Source organism: Polyangium jinanense, assembly GCF_028435365.1.
In genome coordinates, this window is sequence record NZ_JAGTJJ010000012.1 from 83,629 (window position 1) to 100,627 (window position 16,999).

Annotated in this window: 15 protein-coding genes; 5 read left to right on the forward strand and 10 right to left on the reverse strand. The window is 67.9% G+C overall.

Annotation, left to right across the window (positions count from 1 at the left end):
• The first annotated feature begins 27 nt into the window (after positions 1-27).
• Positions 28-885 (forward strand): class I SAM-dependent methyltransferase, encoded by an 858-nt coding sequence (locus KEG57_RS22070; RefSeq protein WP_272421017.1) that lies wholly within the window; start codon positions 28-30, stop codon positions 883-885.
• On the opposite strand, the gene KEG57_RS22075 is transcribed toward KEG57_RS22070, so the two are convergent.
• The 5 genes from KEG57_RS22075 to KEG57_RS22095 form a co-directional block, all read right to left on the reverse strand.
• Complete coding sequence (locus tag KEG57_RS22075) at positions 882-3,620, reverse strand: ATP-binding protein (protein WP_272421018.1); 2,739 nt, start codon at positions 3,618-3,620, stop codon at positions 882-884. The two genes, KEG57_RS22070 and KEG57_RS22075, sit on opposite strands and share 4 nt — an antisense overlap.
• Positions 3,621-3,641: 21 nt before the next feature.
• Positions 3,642-4,619 (reverse strand): response regulator, encoded by a 978-nt coding sequence (locus KEG57_RS22080; RefSeq protein ID WP_272421019.1) that lies wholly within the window; start codon positions 4,617-4,619, stop codon positions 3,642-3,644.
• Positions 4,616-4,990 carry a response regulator gene (locus KEG57_RS22085; protein WP_272421020.1) on the reverse strand — a complete coding sequence of 125 codons (375 nt, stop codon included), beginning with the start codon at positions 4,988-4,990 and terminating at the stop codon, positions 4,616-4,618. The genes KEG57_RS22080 and KEG57_RS22085 overlap by 4 nt, the downstream gene beginning before the upstream one ends.
• Before the next feature lie 23 nt (positions 4,991-5,013).
• Positions 5,014-5,718, reverse strand: a complete 705-nt coding sequence (locus KEG57_RS22090) for an STAS domain-containing protein (protein ID WP_272458777.1) — start codon at positions 5,716-5,718, stop codon at positions 5,014-5,016.
• A 281-nt stretch (positions 5,719-5,999) separates the two neighbouring features.
• Positions 6,000-6,992: an ABC transporter substrate-binding protein gene (locus KEG57_RS22095; RefSeq protein WP_272421022.1), complete on the reverse strand. Its 993-nt coding sequence runs from the start codon at positions 6,990-6,992 to the stop codon at positions 6,000-6,002.
• Between the two features lie 541 nt (positions 6,993-7,533).
• Between KEG57_RS22095 and KEG57_RS22100 the strand changes: the two genes are divergently transcribed.
• From KEG57_RS22100 to KEG57_RS22110, 3 genes are read left to right on the forward strand one after another with little or no spacing between them, the layout of a single operon-like run.
• Positions 7,534-8,637, forward strand: coding sequence for a hypothetical protein (locus KEG57_RS22100; RefSeq protein ID WP_272421023.1), 1,104 nt, complete (start codon positions 7,534-7,536; stop codon positions 8,635-8,637).
• A 12-nt stretch (positions 8,638-8,649) separates the two neighbouring features.
• Positions 8,650-9,768 carry a hypothetical protein gene (locus tag KEG57_RS22105; protein WP_272421024.1) on the forward strand — a complete coding sequence of 373 codons (1,119 nt, stop codon included), beginning with the start codon at positions 8,650-8,652 and terminating at the stop codon, positions 9,766-9,768.
• Positions 9,769-9,779: 11 nt separating this feature from the next.
• On the forward strand, positions 9,780-10,817 hold the full coding sequence (locus tag KEG57_RS22110; protein ID WP_272421025.1) for a sigma-70 family RNA polymerase sigma factor: 1,038 nt from the start codon (positions 9,780-9,782) through the stop codon (positions 10,815-10,817).
• A 337-nt stretch (positions 10,818-11,154) separates the two neighbouring features.
• Here the strand turns inward: KEG57_RS22110 and KEG57_RS22115 are convergent, their stop codons facing one another.
• The 5 genes from KEG57_RS22115 to KEG57_RS55670 form a co-directional block, all read right to left on the reverse strand.
• Positions 11,155-11,706: a YtfJ family protein gene (locus KEG57_RS22115; protein WP_272421026.1), complete on the reverse strand. Its 552-nt coding sequence runs from the start codon at positions 11,704-11,706 to the stop codon at positions 11,155-11,157.
• Positions 11,707-11,986: 280 nt separating this feature from the next.
• On the reverse strand, positions 11,987-12,643 hold the full coding sequence (locus KEG57_RS22120) for a hypothetical protein (RefSeq protein ID WP_272421027.1): 657 nt from the start codon (positions 12,641-12,643) through the stop codon (positions 11,987-11,989).
• A gap of 161 nt (positions 12,644-12,804) precedes the next feature.
• Entirely contained in the window at positions 12,805-13,389 is a 585-nt protein-coding gene (locus KEG57_RS22125) for a hypothetical protein (protein ID WP_272421028.1), read from the reverse strand.
• Positions 13,386-14,099, reverse strand: coding sequence for a hypothetical protein (locus KEG57_RS22130; protein WP_272421029.1), 714 nt, complete (start codon positions 14,097-14,099; stop codon positions 13,386-13,388). The genes KEG57_RS22125 and KEG57_RS22130 overlap by 4 nt, the downstream gene beginning before the upstream one ends.
• Before the next feature lie 31 nt (positions 14,100-14,130).
• Positions 14,131-16,050: an ATP-binding cassette domain-containing protein gene (locus tag KEG57_RS55670; protein WP_272421030.1), complete on the reverse strand. Its 1,920-nt coding sequence runs from the start codon at positions 16,048-16,050 to the stop codon at positions 14,131-14,133.
• Positions 16,051-16,125: 75 nt separating this feature from the next.
• On the opposite strand from KEG57_RS55670, the gene KEG57_RS22140 reads away from it, so the two are divergent.
• A complete protein-coding gene (locus KEG57_RS22140) occupies positions 16,126-16,836 on the forward strand; it encodes a hypothetical protein (protein WP_272421031.1) in 711 nt (236 codons plus the stop codon).
• Positions 16,837-16,999 lie beyond the last annotated feature (163 nt).

Genomic DNA, 16,999 nt, shown 5'->3' on the forward strand with positions numbered 1-16,999 from the left:
CCTGAAGGCAAGGAAAAGGAGATGACCATGGATGCGACGCAACGTACAGACAACGAGCAGGCGAAGCTTTGGAACGGCCTCGCCGGACGCGCCTGGGTCGAGGCGCAGGAGCTCCTCGACCCGATGTTCAAACCGTTCGAGGACCTGCTCGTCGAAGCGGTTTCCGCCGAATCCGGAGGCCGTGTGCTCGACGTCGGCTGCGGCACGGGCAGCACGACGCTCGCCGTCGCGCGGAAGCTCGGAGCGAAGGGCCGCTGCGTCGGCATCGACATCTCGGAGCCGATGATCACCGCCGCCCGGGGCCGCGCCGAACGGGAAAGCGCGCCGCCGAGTTTCCTCTGCGCCGACGCGCAGCGCCACGCATTCGAGCCTGCGAGCTTCGATACGATCATCTCGCGTTTCGGCGTCATGTTTTTCGACGATTCTGTCCGGGCCTTTGCGAACCTGCGGCGTGCCGCGAGGGACGGCGCCGAGCTCCGGTTCGTCGCTTGGCGGAGCGCCATGGAAAACCCATTCATGACGACAGCCGAGCGCGCCGCGGCGCCGCTCCTGCCGAACCTCCCCGCCCGCCGACCGGATGCGCCGGGGCAGTTCGCATTTGCGGACCAGCGCCGGGTGCACACCCTTCTCGAAGAGAGCGGCTGGGCCGAGATCGATATCCGGCCGATCGATGTCACCTGCACCCTGCCCGAAAAGGATCTCGTCCGTTACCTGAGCCAACTTGGTCCCGTCGGCCTGCTCCTTCAACAGGCGGACGACCGGACGCGCACGCAGGTCATCGAAACGGTCCGCGCCGCCTTTGAGCCCTACGTGCACGGAGCCGAAGTCCGCTATACGGCTGCCTGCTTTCGGGTCGACGCCCGAGCGCCATCTGCGTCCGCCTAAATATCCTCCGCCTCGCGCGGCGCCGGTGTGCGCGGCAGGGTCACCGTGAACGTCGTCCCCTTGCCGAGCGCGCTCTTCATTTCGATCGTCCCGTCCATCATCTCCACGAGCCGCTTCGTAATGGAGAGACCAAGCCCGGTTCCCCCGTATTTGCGGCTCGTCGAGAGGTCGGCCTGCGTGAAAGGCTGGAAGAGCCGGCGTTGCTGCTCGGGCGACATCCCGATCCCCTCGTCCTTCACGACGAGCCGCACGCAGGGCCGGCCCTCCGCCTCGTGGAGCGACGCAGAGAGCACGATACGCCCGCCCTTCGTGAACTTGGCCGCGTTGCTGAGCAGGTTGTTCAGCGTCTGCATCACGCGCTTCCTGTCCGCGACCATTTCGATCGGCGCGGCGGCGCCCTCGACGAAAAGCTCGCTGCCATTGCGATCGACCATCGGCTGCACCGTCCCGCGCACCTCTTCGAGGAGCGCGGCGAGGTCGAACCGCGTGGGATCGAGGACCATCCGGTTTGCCTCGATCTTCGACAGATCGAGCACGTCGTCGACGAGCATCAAGAGCTGTTTGCCCGCCTGCCGGATCTTGCCGAGATCCGGGACGATCGCCTTGTAACCGCCCTCGTCGGCCTCCTCTTCGAGCATCTCGCTGTAGCCGATGATCGCATTTAGCGGCGTGCGCAGCTCGTGGCTCATGTTCGCGAGGAACTGGCTCTTCGCCTGGTTTGCCGCCTCCGCCGCGCTCGCGAGGGTTTCGGCCTCGGCGCGTGCTTGCCGGAGCGCGCTTTCCGTCTTTTCGTGCTCCTTGATTTCCTGTTCGAGTTCGACGTTTTGCCGATCGAGCTCCTCCTCGACGAGCTCGCGGCTCTCCCACGAGAGCACGAGCCACCACGCGCCCACGCCGACGAGTACGACGACCGTCGCATACAGCTCGGTGAACGTCCGTCCGAGCGCGGCGCGGCTCTCGCCGGTCACGGCCGAGGCCTGGTGGAACAGGAAAAACACGAGCGCCACCGCGAAGGCCATGCCCGCATAAACGGCGGCGAATCGCAAAAGGCGCGAGGCGAGGCGCGGCGCGAGTTTTCCTTCGAGGAACGTCGAGATGCGCCGGCGGCTATCCGTCTTCGATTTGCAGGCGTCGTGGCAGCGCCCGTCGAGCGTGCAGCAGAGCGAGCAGATCGAGCCCTGGTAGACGGGGCAATGGGCCATGTCCTGCGGCTCGTACGAGTGCTCGCAGATGCAGCATGGCTCGCTGCCGTGGGCCTTGTCGTTCGGGAAATGGTCGTTCGTGCGGGCGATGTAATATTTGCCCTTCGTCGCCACGGCGATGAGCGGCGAGAGCACGAACGCGAGGCCGAGGGCGAGGAACGACGAATACGCCTTGAGCGCCGGGCCGAAGAAGCCGGCGTAGCAGAGCATCGACACGACCGAGGCCGCGGCCATCGACCCGAAGCCGACCGGGTTGATGTTGTACAGGTGCGCCCGCTTGAACTCGATGTACTTTGGCGACAAACCGATCGGCTTGTTCACCACGAGATCGGCGACGATGGCCCCGATCCAAGCGATGGCCACGTTCGAATACAGCGCGAGCACCTTGTCGAGGGTGTGGAAGACCCCGAACATCATGAGGAGCAGCGCGATCGCCACGTTGAACACGAGCCAGACCACGCGGCCGGGGTGGCTGTGCGAGAGGCGCGAGAAGAAGTTCGACCACGCGAGCGAGCCCGCGTAGGCGTTCGTCACGTTGATCTTGAGCTGCGAGACGAGCACGAGCACGATGCCCGCTCCGATCATCATGTTCCGGCTCGAAAAGACGTATTCGTAGCCGGCCACGTACATCCAGATCGGCTGGAGCGCCTTTTCCACGCTCGTGCCGTGCCGGATCGCGAGCGTGGCGAGAAACGCGCCCGCGAGCTGCTTGGCGCCCCCGAGCACGATCCAGCCCGGGCCGGCGGCGAGCAGGGCGAACCACCAGACCTTGCGGTTCGATTTCGTTTGGTCCGGCATGAACCGGAGGTAATCAACCTGCTCGCCGATCTGGACGATGAGCGAGAACGACACGTTCGCGGCGAGCCCGAACAGGATCGGATCGAAATGGCGGCCGCTCGGGGAGTCGCCGGCGAAGCTCGTCCAGCCGGCGAGCGCGGAAGGGTCTTTTTTGAAGACGTAGACGAACGGCAGGATCATGAGGACCAGCCATAACGGCTGGGTCCAGAGCTGGAAGCGGTTGATCAGCGTGACGCCGAAGAGGACGAGCGGAATGATGCAGAGCGAACTCACGAGGTAGCCGGCCACGAGCGGCATCCCCAGCCAGAGCTCCAGCGCCTGGGCCATGATCGAGGCCTCCAGCGCGAAAAAGATGAACGTGAACGAGGCGTAGATGAGCGAGGTGACCGTCGAGCCGATGTACCCGAACCCGGCGCCGCGGGTCAGGAGGTCCATGTCGAGGTTGTATTTCGCGGCGTAATACGTGATCGGAACGCCGGTCAGGAAGATGATCGCGCTGCAGGCGAGGATCGCCCAGAAGGAGTTCTGGAAGCCGTAATGGACGACGAGCGAGCCGCCAATCGCCTCCAGCGCGAGGAACGAGATGCCCCCGAGCGCGGTGTTGGCCAGCTGGAGCGGCGACCATTTGCGGAAGGACCTCGGCGCGTACCGCAGCGAGTAATCCTCCATCGTCTCGTTCGCGACCCAGCCGTTGTATTCGCGTCGCTCCCGGACGATTTGCCTGACGAGCTGCATGGTGTTTCCGACAGGGTGGCCTCAGCGCACGACGCGGATTTCCGCCAGCATTCCTTGGTAGGCGCGCTCGCGCTCGCGGTGCCGCCGGAGCTCGAGGGCCATGCGGATTCGCGCTCGGAGCAGCACCATGTGGAAAGGCTTCGTCACGTAATCGTCTGCGCCGCGCTCGAGCGCCGAGACCACGCCGTCGAACTCGTCGAGCGCGGAGATCACGATGATCGACGCGCTCCCGAGGCGGCCCTCCGCCCGGAGGACGTCGAGCACCTCGAGGCCGCTGCGATCCGGCATGACGAGGTCGAGCAAAACGAGATCGAATTCGCGCATCCGGAGGAGCTCGAGCGCCGGATCGCCGCCGTTCGCCTCCTCGACGTCGTGCCCCTGGCGGACGAGCCATTGGCGCAGGACGTCCCGCGTGACGGAGTTGTCGTCGACGAGCAAGAGATGGCCCCGCTCGGCGGACGGCGCCTCGGCGAGGCGCGCCTCGCTCGCCGGGTCCGCGGCCTTCGGCATTCCGCCGAGCTTGGGCGCATGGGGCAAAAGATCGAGCGCGTATCCGGCGAGGAGGTCGTTCAGCATGACCCCCGCTGCCTGAATGCGGCAGAGCGTGGGGATGAGGGCGTAATGCCCGGCGCCCTCGGCCGCGGCGACGAGGCGCGCGCAGAGGGGCGCGATGGCCGAGGCGGGCTCGGCGCAGGCGTCGCCGAGGTCGCGCACGAGGCGCGGCAACGTGGAGGCCGACAGATCTCGCAATGACTCCGCGCCAAGGCGCTCGTTCACGAGCGAAAGGACAGCCGCGCCCGCGCTGCGCAAGGCTTTGAGCTCGGCCCGGATCTCCTCGGGGCCCTCCAGCGTCTCCAGGAGGTCCTCGCTGTATCCGATCACGGCCGTGAGCGAGGTGCGCAATTCGTGACGCAAATGCGCGACGAGGCGCCGCAGCTCCTCCTCGCCCGGCGCGGGGCGGCTCGGGGGCCATGCGTCGGGGCGATCGGGCAGGCTCATGACGCCTTCCTTTCGAGGAGCGCCCGCATTTTTCCGAGCAGACGATCGATGTCCACGGGTTTTACATCGTAATCGTCCGCGCCGGCCGCGAAGGCGCGCTCGCGGTCCTCGGCCATTGCGCGCGCGGTGAGCACGAGGATCGGCACATCGCGTGTCCTTGCGTTCGCCTTGAGCTTGCGCGTGACCTCCAGGCCGTCGATGTCCGGCAAGGTCATATCCATCAGGACGAGGTCCGGGAGCGCCTCCTCGACCATGCGGATGCCGGTTCCCCCATCCGCGGCGATCCGCACGAAAAACCCCCGGCGCACGAGGCGGCGCGCGAGCATGTCGCGATTCATTTCGTTGTCCTCGACGAGCACGATGTCGGGCATGGCCTTGGCCTCCCTTCGGAGCGCTAGACGCTCTGGCCGGTGGGTTTGGAAAGGCGTCGAAGTGCGAATTGCAGCGCGGCCTGGAGTTTGCCGAACGAGAGGAGCTCGCCGAGCCCGACGTCGAGCCCGACGAGGGCGCTCGCGACGCGCGGCGAGAGCCCCGAGAGCAGGCACGAGGTGCCGAGCAGGCTGGCGGCGCGGCTCATTTTGACGAGGTGATCGGCGGTCTCGGCATCCACATCGTCGACGCCGGTGAGGTCGAGAACGACGAACGTGCTTTGCGTGTCGACGACCGCTTCGAGCAAGCTGCCCATCATGTCGGAGGCCCGACGTGCGTCGAGCCCGCCCACGATGGGCAATACGAGGATGTGGTCCCAGACCTGGATGACGGGCGTGAAGAGCGCGCGGATGGTCGCTTGTTGCTCCTCGATCTTGGCGAGCTTGTCGGTGAGCTCCAGCGTCCGCTCCCGCACCTTTTCTTCGAGCCGCTCGTTGGCCTGACGCAGCGCTTCCCGGGACGACTCGAGCTCCTTCTGGAATGACGCGAGCTTCTTGTATGCGTCCGAGAGCGAGTCGTTCACCGATTTCCAGAACGCTTGCTGCTGCTGTGACTCTCGCTGGATTTTTTTGATCTGCCAGAACGCTGACTCCAGCTCCTTGCCGGAGAGGACAGCGCCTTCGGGAATCTCGGCCGCTCGGAAGAAATCTTGCGCAGATAATTCGGGCATCGCCCCCCGCTCCTGCTCCACCCCCTATACCGGCGCCGACACTACCAGAGGTTTAGCGAGCGACCAAGCCTGGACAGTGCGTCATTTCCACGGTCGATTTTCGCGGATTTGGGGTATGTGATCCCCGTTGTCGCGCCGCACAACCAATCCAGCGCACGTGGTCGCGGATGGGTCCACGCGAATGCGTCATGGAGCACCGGTCGGCGGAACGTTCGTTTCGGACGGAATGCGCTCTGCCTGGGGGGAGCAACGTCCTTCCCCAGGGACCGGCGTCCTTTGGATCACTCGTCGATCGCGACGAGGTATTCGTCGAGCGGCGGCACGTTGTCGATGATGCCGAGGTCTTTGAGCTGCTTGCCGAGCGTGTCCCAGCGCTCGCGCGTCATCATCCCGAGTTTTTTCGTCTGCGGGTTCTCGACGAGCGGCTTTTGCGCCGCGGCCGCCGCGGTGAACGTCTCGGCGTCCATGGTCGGATTGAGCTTTTGCATCACCGCATTCGCGGGGGCCGGGTCGTCGAGGTAGGAGCGCCAGCCTTCCCGCGAGGCGCGCACGAACGCGCGGACCCTGTCCGGATTCTCCTTCCAGAGCGCCTTGCGCGTGATGATGACCGCGCCGTACGGGTCGAAGCCCTCGTCGGCGACGAGAAAAACCTTCGGCTCCGCGCCCTTTTTCCGCGCCGCGATCGGCTCCGACGTGATGAAGCATTGCTGGGCGTATTCCTTGTCCACGACGAACCGGGCGACGCCGCCGTCATAAGGGACGATCTTCACCTTGTCGAATCCGTATTTCTTCTTGAGATACGCGGCGTACGCGGTGCCGGGCTCGATGGCGAGGGTGCCGGATTGGAAGACGTCGGCCATGGTCTTCGCGCCGCGCGACGCGTGGACCATGATTCCTTGCGGAAACGTCTGGTACGTGGCGAAGACCGGGATCACGTCGGCGCCGCGGGCGCGGGCGATGATGACGTCGTCTGCGCCGACGACGCCGAAATCGCTCTGGCCGTTCGCGACCATCTGCATGACGGGCACGCCCGCGCCGCCGGGCATGATGTCCACGTCGAGCCCGGCGCGCTTGTACGCGCCTCCCTCACGGGCCGCGTAAAACCCTCCGAATTCGGGCTCGGCTACCCAGTTGAGCGTGAGCTTGACCTTGTTGCCCGCCGCCGCACCCCCGCCCTCCGCGGACCCCTTGCACCCCGCGGCGGTCGCGAGGAGCCCGAGTGAGAGGAAGAGCCAGGCGCGGCGGGGAAAGCGGGAGAGGGACGCCGTTTTCATGCTTGGCATTGATCCCACGGCGGCGAATGCGCTGCAAGATCTGCCCGCTTGGAGGCCGAGAGGGTCGGTGAACGCAGGGGGAAGCGCGCCTTGGGTCCCTCGGGGGGTCGTGATCCGCGGCGCGAGAGGCTGGAACAGGAAGCGCACGAGGGCGCCCCCGGGTGGCGTGGACTCGGCCGGCAGACGACGTCCCCTCCTCTGCTCATCAGCCGAACCCTACCCCGCCCGTCGCGCGGACGGGACGAAATGTTTGTCCCCGGGCTTGACCGTCCCGTTTGTCCGCGGTAAAGCCCAACGGCCGGCGCGGGGTCGTGTTCGTGGTTGGCCAGGCGGCAGGGCCCCGCGCCGGTTTTCCTTCCGGACCTGCACAAATGTTTGTCCCGGTGCTTGACGGACACGTTTGTCCACGGTGAGAGGATGCTCGGAAGCCGGCGCGGGGCCGTTGTCGTTCGAGCCCAGACGGGCGGCACGGCTCCGCGTCGGGTTCCTGGACGAACCCCCCTTGCGGTCCCGGCCAAACTCCGGCAACCTAGGGTTCGTCATGTTGAAACATGTCGTTGCCGCCGCCGCTGGATGCGTCGCCTTGGCACTCTCCGGAAGTGCCGCCGCCGAAGTCCCCCCGCAGATTGCGTTCCGCCTGAATTACCAGGCCAACCTCCACCTCCCCGGGCGCGGATGTCCGAACGCGGACGAGTTTGGCCTGATCCTCGCGGGTGAGTTTGGATATCTGCTCGTTCGTGATGACGCGGCGGCGACGCTGCGCATCGAGACGCGGACGAACGGCAAGGGGATCGAGGCCGAGCTTTCCGCGCCAAACCCGACCGGGGAGGGGGAGTGGCGGCGGGTGATCACGAGCGGGGACTGTCGGGAGCTCCTTTATGATGCGGCGACGCTGATTCGGATCCGGTTTGGCCCGGGCGGGTGGCAGGGGGAGGAGCCGCCGCCGTGGCTGCTCGCGCCGCCGAGGTTCGAGGTGGAAAGCCCCGAGCTGCGGATGGTGGTGCCGGCGGCGTTCATGGAGTCGATGGCGGGGGGGGAGCCGTCGTCGGCGCCGCTGTCGCCGTGGGAGGGCACGGCGCCGCTGTGGGCGCAGCCGGCGCCGGCCCAGGAGCCTGAAAAGCCGCCATTCCAAGCCGAGGTGGCCCTGGGCGCCACGGTCATGCCCTACGGGATGCCGCGGGTCGCCGTCGGAGGGGGGGGAATGCTGGGCGTTCGGTGGAAAAGCTTCGCGTTTGGCATGGACATTCGGGGTGTGATCACCCCCGTCGCCGGTGTCGGGGAGCCGGAGCTGAAGGACGCCCGTGCGTCGCTCTTCACGGTAGGCTTTCTCCCTTGCGTGGGCGTCCGCTTCGTCGACATCTGCGGCGCAATCAACGCCACGATCATCGGCCTCGATGCGCCGCCGCCCATCGTGGTCAGCGCATCGGACGGTTTCTCGATGGGGTTTGGCGGGCGGCTCGTGGGCAGGTACCCGCTCTCGTCGCGTTTCATTCTGTTCGGCTACGGGGACGTCAGCGGGCAGCTTAGAGCCATCACGATCAGGGGCCCGCTCGACGGCGACTCCACGAACATCGTGACCCACTGGCGATCGCCATACCTGCGCGTCGCGCTGGGGCTCGGCGTTGCTGTTTCTCTTATGGAATGAGGAGTATCGGAGATGCACAAGAATTGGCGTGTGCTGGGCAAGCTGATGGCGTTCCTCGTTCTTGCCGCCGGCATGGTGGCGAGTGCTTGTGGGCAAGGGGAAGGGGTGATCGAGGTCATCGTTCCCCCCGAAGGCGGGGGCGGTGAAGGCGGCGGTGACGCCGGCACCGACGGCGGCGAGGAAGAGGACGCAGGCCCAAGTAGCAGCAACTGCGACTTCAGCTGCGACGGCGAATGCGTACCGCTCCACCCCGGCGACAGCTCGTACCCGGTCCTCGTCTGGATCGGCCCCAACGACGGCAGCGGGCCGCCTTGCCCGAACAACGCGCCCGTCGAGCAATTCGTCTGGTTCACGGATCTCGTCATCCCCCCGAAGAAATGCGGCCCGTGCTCCTGCGGCCCCTCGGACGGTACCTGCTCTCTTCCGGAGACGATAACCGCCCACGCCGCACCTTGCACACCACCCGAGGACACGGCCGCGACAGCAACCAATCCACCGGACGCCTGGGACGGCACCTGCGCCGCGGACAATACAATCGCGGCGGGACTGTCGTGCGGCCCGGAAACTCCCTGCGTGCAATCCGTCACCGTCGGACCGCTCGCAAAACAGGACATCGGCTGCACCGTGATCGACGCGACGGGCGCGACCACGGCCGCGCCGCCTTCTCCTTCGTGGGGCCGTGTGGCGCGCGTCTGCGAAGGCAGCGCCTTCGGGAAGTGCGAGCCAGACGAGCATTGCGCTCCCAAGCCGCCCGCCGACTTTCGGCAGTGCGTGTACCTGAGCGGGGTGCACGCGTGCCCACCCGACAAATACACGGAGGCATTCGTCGTCTACGAAGGTTTCGCGGACAAACGCACCTGCACGGCGTGCACCTGCGGCGCCCCCGAGGGCACCTCCTGTCATGCGGACATCTCCATTTTCGCCGACGCCGCCTGCACGGTGTCCCCGCTGATCGTAAGCGCGTGGTCCGAAGGCACGACCTGCCACGACGTCGCCTCCAAGGGCCGCGCGCTCGGCGCGAAGACGGCCGCTCCGCCCGTGTATCAGCGCGGATCCTGCGCTCCCGCGGGTGGTGAAGTCGAAGGCGACGTCGCGCTCGCAGGTCCCCGCACCCTTTGCTGCGTGGCTTGACGGAGGCCCCCATGGACGACCGCGATTTCGCAAGAGCCCTGGAGTCGCAAAGAGCCAAGCTGCAAGCCTGGCTCTCCCGCCGGTTCCTGGCGAGCGACGTGCCGGACCTCGTACAAGAGACGCTCCTCCAGTGCTGGAAAAACCGCGAGGAGTACGACCCGACCCAGGAGATCGGCGGCTGGGTGCATTACCGGATGCGCACCGTCGCTTACGCTTCTCACAAGCGTGCCCGCGTGCGCGAGCGGGCCGCGCCGCTGCTCCACGAGGACGATGTCGCCCCGTCCACCCCGGAGCGCGACGTCTCGATGCACGAAACGGATTCGCTCCTCCTCCGCATCCTCGATTCCCTTCCCGTGCAGGAGCGCGAGATGGTCGCGGCGCGGTTCTTCGACGAGCTCTCGATTCGCGAGGTCGCAGCCTCGTTCGGCCGCACGGAAGACGCCGTCGACGCGGCCTTGCGGCGCGTCAATAAGAAGATGCGCGAAGCGCTCCAGCGCGTCGGCGTCGAGGACGCGCGGCGGGGCGCGGTGCTGCCATTCCTCGTCGAGGGACTCGGCGGCGCGGAGACCGAGGACGATGCACAAGGCGCGCGGCCGACGCCTGTTTCGACGTCCATCCCTCCCGCCCTCCCGTCCGTGGGGCCCACCATGGCAGCATGGGAGCCATGGGCCCGCCGCTTTGCGGTCGCGGCCGGTGTCGTGCTCCCTGTCCTCTATCTGCTCGCGCAGAAAGACGCCCCCTGGGCGAATCACCTCGCGCTCGTGGTGCCCGACCTCCGGCCCGGTGCAGGCGTGGTGCCGCTCGTGACCGACCCTCTGCAGCCACACCCGACCGTCGAGCCGCCGCCTATCTGCCCGCCATCCCAGCCGCCGCCGCGCACGCTCCCTTGCCCGGCGGACGACACGCACAAGAACGCAGGGCCACGCTCGCTTGGCCGCGCCGCCGCGACGGCTCTCGACCGGGGCGATACGAAGAGCGCCGCGGAGGCGTGCCGCTTGGCGGGCCCGGGCAACGTCTTCTGCCGAGAGCTCCAGAGCCTCCACCCGTAGAGCCCGCACGCACCGCGGGCGTCCGTCAGAAAAAACGACGTCCCTCGTCACGATGCGCGACGGATTCGCGCGTCTCGGGTGCAGTACCGATCGAGCTGCGCAACGCGGCTCCGCTGGATGGCCAACTGCCAGCGCGACGCTCGCAGCGAACCCACGTGCGCGAAGGAAACCCCTACACGCGCACCTCGTGCACGTGGGTTCGCTGGGGGCGTCGAGTCTGGGCAGCGCCCCCGCCTCCCCCTCCCGGTTCGAGCGGCTTCGTCTGGGTCTGGCCAAGCCGTGCGTCAAGGCATCGTGCTCGAGCCGGGAGGGGAGAGGTTTTTTTACGCGAGCGCTGCTAGCGCACCTGCGCCCAGAGGAGCGCGAACAGCTTGCTCCGCGCCGGGGCGTCGAGCTTGCCTTCCGCCGCGTATTCGACCCGCCCGTTTTTGCCGACGAGCAGCACGCTGCTCACGCCGCGCCGCAGGCCGTATGCCTTGCGGAATTGGCCCTCCCAGTCGCAATAGATCGTCTGCCCGACCTCGGCGGACTTCTTGCGCACCGAGCGCTCGGCGAAGCCGCGCAGCGGCCAGGAGCGGTAATCGCTCGTGTCGGCAATGGCCACGAACTGGATCTGCTTCGCCTCGGATTTCGTGTCCGCGAGCTTGGTGAGCTCGTCCTTGAGTGCCCGGTTTTGCGCCGCTGACTTGCGATCCTCGTAAAGAATGAGCGTCGGCTTTTCCCGGGGAAACCCGAGATCCATGACGCGCCCGTCCGGATCCTCGACCACGACCCGCCGCGCCGATTGCCCCACGCTCGGCAGCGCCAGCGCCGCGCCCGCGGGGAGCAGGAGGACCAGGGAGAAAATCATCAGGAAGAACCGGAGCTTGCGGACCAACGTCTGTTGCATGAACTGGCCTCCTCGCCTCGATCTCTGGGGGACGCGGGGCGTAGCACCAAGGGGTACGGGAGGCATGCCGAGGCAGGGCGGTACCTTTCGGAATCGGGGGGACGCATCTCCCGAGGTCCCCCGCCCGATTCCGACGCTTCCAGATCGTCCTCCGGAGCTCTTACGCGCCATCCTGACGCGTCCGAATCGTCCTCCGGAGCTCTTGCGCGCCATCCCGACGCGTCGGGATCGTCCTCTGGAGCTCTTGCGCGCCATCCCGACGCGTCCGGACGCTCGTTTTTCAGTCCTCCGAGCCGCCGCCCTTCTTCCGCCTCGCGCCGCTCGGCTTGGGGAAGAACTTCTCCGCGGCGGGTTTTCCGAGCTCGCTGACGAGCAGACCATACACCTTGGTCATGAGCCGCCGAAAAGCTTCCTCGGCGGCGTCGAGCCGGGTCGAGGCGAGCGACTCCGCGGTCAGGGACGCGGCGAGGGCTCTCTCGGCGTCGTCGAAGGCGTCGAGGCCGGCGGCGATCTTCGGGACGGCGTCCTTTCGGACCTCGTCATTCGCGGGGAGGTGCTCGGTCAATCGTTTCTGGAGCTCGTCGTACCGCTTCTTTTCCTCGTCGATGGGGGCGGCGGTATAATATCCGATTCCATCGGGGAAGATGAGCGTATAGGGCGCCTTTTTGACGGCGTCGGCGCTCCGCCCGGCGAGGTTCGCGCGCGCGTCTTGCGCGACGGAATCGAGCTCGTCGTCGGCCGCGTCGCGATCGGCGCGCGCGTCTTGAACGGGGCCCTTCGCGTCTTCCCATTCTCGGCCGCGCTGGAGGACGAGGAGCGTCGCCGCCTCGACGTCGGCCGCGAGTGAGGCGCGCTGGGCCCGGCGGAGGCGCCTCGTGACGTAACGGCCGTAATGGACGTTGTGGCTGAAAGCGGCGTCTTCGTCGGGGGGGCGCATGGGGATGAGGGCTCCTTTTCGTTATCGAGTCGTGGCGGAGGCTACGGGGGCATGGGGCAGGGTGTCAAGAGGCTGACGGTGAACCGTGGAGGGAGGGCCCGCGCGGGGCGTGGTCACGGGCCCTTTTGCTGGGCTTCGAGCTCGCCGCGGAGCTCACGGGTTCAGTCATCGTCCGGGGTGCTGCGGCGCGCCTCGTCGATCCGCCGCGTCGTCTTCCCCGGGATTTGTTCGCCCCTTTGTTGGGCCAGGAGCTCGTCACGCAGCTTCCGCAGAGGTTCGAGGTGGTATTCGAAAAAATCCGTGTCGCTCTGCGTCGCCCTTGCTTCTTCGAGCCCCCGCTCGAGCTCGGCGACGAGCGGCTCTAGCAAGGCGAGCCCCTCCTCGGGGGTCTCGTCGTACCGACAGCACTCCGCATAGAACCAGGTCATCGTGTATTCTCGTTCCCTGTTCGAGAAGCCGAGGCGAACCATGTCCTTCCAGGCTTCGCGGCAGACTTCGAGGGGGGGGTGCTTTACTTCCGCGAGCGTGAGGATCATCTCGGCGATGCGTCGCCTCGTCTCGAGCACGTGGAAGTCAGTGTCGCATCCACGCACCACGAACTCCGCCTCGAGCCGGCGGAAGTCATCCACGGCCTCGGCGAAGCTGCGCTCCATGTCCAGAGACTTGACCATGAGGCGGCCGCTGGCGTTGCAGAAAGCCAGCTCCTCCCCCTCCATCTCTCGGCCCGATTCGAGCTCGTCGCTCATTTACACGTCTCCCATCTGGACAGCTTGATCTTGTCGGGCCATTGGCCCTCCCCACGACACCGTTGATGGCAAGCCATGCATATCGAATGTCTCCATACACTCCCCTCTTTGCTCTGTCGCGCCGAGTCGAGGCAGTCGTTTAGGGGCTCTTGACACGGGTCCTTCTTCTTCCGAACCGTCTCCACAATATCCGCCTTGCTGAGCTCCAGCGAAGCGGCACACACGATGATGACGGCGGGGCCTACTTCGATGACGAGGTCGGCGAGCGCGACCGCCACGACCACGAGCACCCCGGGGTGCCCGACGAGCCCGCGCTCGGCCGCCGTCTGCCCATTCGCAGGCGCGTGCGACTCGGACAGGCGCAGCTTGCGCAGCCGGAGCAGATCCTCCGGGACCGTCATGGCGCGCAGCGCGATCCGCATGCACCCCGCGAGATCCGCGTGGGGCACGCCCTTCGACTCCACATCGACCACGCGGCCCTCTTCGTCGACCTTCACCGCGACGTCGAACACGTAGTACCCCCGGGGAAGGTCGCCACCGAACTCATCGACGCACTCTCGCAGGCGCTCCGCGGTGGCGTCCGGCACGCGCGGGCCCTCGCTCGCTTCCGGGTATCTGATCTTGGCCCCGCAGCCGAGCGGCACGAGCGCAGTCGTCGCGCAACCGAGGAGCCCGAGGGAGAGGAGGGGTCGTACCCGCGAAAAGCTCATACTCAAGCGGACCACGCCGCAAAGGCTTACGTCAATGCGGCGGGCGAGGAGGCGCGGCCGGCATCGGCCCCGGGCCGGGGCCCGGCGGCGCCGCTTGTTTTCGTTGTCCCTCCGAAAGCAGCGCCCGATAGGTCTCCGAGGTCCGAACGAGCTCCTCGTGCGTGCCCATCGCCGCAATGCGGCCTTTATCGAGCACCACATTGAACGTTGATTTCACGAGGTGCGGCGCATGCGTGACAATGATTGTCGTCCGCCCGGCCGAGAGCTCGACCACGCTGCCGAGCAGCTCCTCCGCCGTGGCCGCCGGCAGCCCCGCTTCCGGTTCGTCGAGCACGAGCAGCCGCGCGTCGCGGAGGAGCATTCGCGCCAGCATGATCCGTCGCTGCTCGCCACCCGAGAAGTTCGGCGGCACCTTGCGCACGACCGCCTCGAGCCCCCGGCCGCCCTTGTCCTCGGCCAGATCGTCGAGCCGCACGCGCGCGAGGATGCGCCGCATCGCCGCCTCGTCCGGTGGATCGGCAAGGCCAAGCGCGAGGTTCTGCGCGACGCTGCGCTCGAAGAGCACCGACGCCTGGCCGAGCACCGCAAAGAGGCGCGCGAGGTCGCGCGGGGAGAGGCGCGTGAGATCGACGCCGCCGACCTCGATCCTGCCACGCGTCGGATCGTCGAGCCGCAAGAGCAGGCGCACGAGCGTGGACTTGCCCGAGCCCGACGCGCCGCAGATCGCGACCACCGCGCCCGCGGGGATGCGGAGCGAGAGGTCGCAGAGCACGTCGTCCTTCGCGCCCTCGGGCCGGTAGCCGACGTGATCGAGGACGACCTCGTCACTCGCGATCGCCGCGAGCGAGAGCGGGCTCTCGGGCTCGGGCGGGTGCGGGGGCAAGGAGAGCAGATCGCGGAGCGAGGTGAGCAGCGGCGCGCGTTCGAGCAGGCCCGAGCGGAGTCCGTCGAGCGCCTCGAAGCGCGCGAGCAAGAGCGGCGTGACGAGCAGGAGTTTCGCGACGTCGCCGGCCTCGTACACGCGGCCCGAGAGGCGGAGCGCAACGAGGATGACGAGCGGCGACATCGCCGTGAGCACGCTCTTGATCTGCCCCGACGCTGCGAGCGCAGCGGCAAAACTCCGGCGCGCGTCGGCCGCACGATGTGCCGCGTCCTGAACCTCGGTGAGCGCCGTTTGCCGCGCGCCGAGCAAGCGCAGCTCCTCGGTGCCCGCGAGCATCTCGCCGAGCGCGCCGAAGACCGCCGTGTCCGATCGCTGCATCGCCTGCATGCGCTCGCCCACGCGGCGCGAGGCGCGATCGGAGAGCACGCGCGAGAGCACGAAGAGCAGCGCCGTGCCCACGAGCACGGGCCACGCGCCGCCCGTCGCGAGCTCGAACGCGAGGACGAGGAGCGTGACGATCGCCTGCGGCAAGCCCGTGATGACCGCGACGGCAAAATCCGAGACGGCCGCCGCGTCGCGCGCGATGACGAGCTTCACGGCCTCGAAGCCACGCACGGCCGGCGCCTTCACGCCGGGCGGCGCGGGAGGACCGCCCTTCGGCGCGAGGGCGCGCGCGCCGGCCGCGTCGACCTCGCGCGGAGAGGCCCAGAGCGCCGCGCGCACGAGCTCCACGCGGAGCGCCGCCGTGAGCTCGGCCGAGAGCTCGGAGCCTTTGCGGCTCTGCGCCATCGTGACGCCCACGCTGATCGTCACGGCCACGAGCGTCGCGACGATCACGAGCCACGGGCTCTGTCCCGACACGAGGCGCGCGAACAGGCCCGCGAGGCCAGGGCTCGGCGACGCGGGACGCCCCTGGATCGCGCCGATCGCGACGCCGATGAGGCCCGGCAGGACGCCGGCCATCACGCCCGCGAGCGACGCGAGGCCCGCCGCGAGGACGAAGCCGAAGAGCGGGCCGCCGCGCAAGGAGCGACGAACGACGCGGAGGATCCTCCAGAGATCGCGCACGGGCCGCGGATGCTACCCGAAGACGAGCGAGCAAGGGCGCCGTTGCAAGCCGCGCGCTTTCGGTAGACCCTACGCGTGGTGCGAAGAGAGCAGAACGGAGGCTTCGTGCTCACGGCCCTGCTGTGCGCCTCGCTCGTCGCGTGCACGAGCGAGCCGGCGCCCGCGCCCGCGCCTCCGCCACGTGCAGCCTCGTCCGTGTTCTCGCCCGAGGTCGCCGCGCGTCTGCCGCTTGCCGAGCCCGAGGAGGGCGGCGCGCCCGTCGCGAAGGCGCCCGTGCGGGGCGTGCTCGAGGAGATCCTCGCCGCCGCGCCGAAGTCGTCCGCTACGCCGACGGGGCCGGACGGAGGGACACGCGTCGGTACGGAGACGGGTGTCCGCGACGAGACGGAAGGTGCGCCCGAAGGCCCACGCGTCGGCCTCGAAGCCTCCGCGCCGCGCATGGCCAAACGAATCCAGATCCAGGAGGGGAGCCCCGACGTGCACGAGGGGATCCCGTCGCCGGCCGTCGAACGCGCAGCACGCGCGCAGCTCTATTACCCGCTCGTCACGCGTTGCCGCGGCGATGATGGCAAGATCCTACCGCCCGACACGATCGTGCTTCGCTTCAAAATCGACGTGGACGGGTACATCGTGCCCTCGTCGATCAGCGCGAGCGGCACCGAGGCGCGCTACGAGGCCGCGGCAAACTGCATGCAACGCGAGCTCTCGGCCGCGGCGTTCCGGGCGCCCGCGGCCGCGCGAGGTGTCGCCACCTGGGTGAACGCCACGGTTCCGTCCGTTGATTGATTGACGCTTTGACGCCGGAACTTGCTCCACGTCGGGGCGCTTGCGGTTCGGCTTGCATGACCGGCGCGGCGAGCCCAGCCTGGCTCGATGCCTCGCGGCGCGGGCAAGGGAGGGGAGCGCGGAATGCGGGCCATTTTCGTGGGCCGCGTTGCTTGGTCATTCG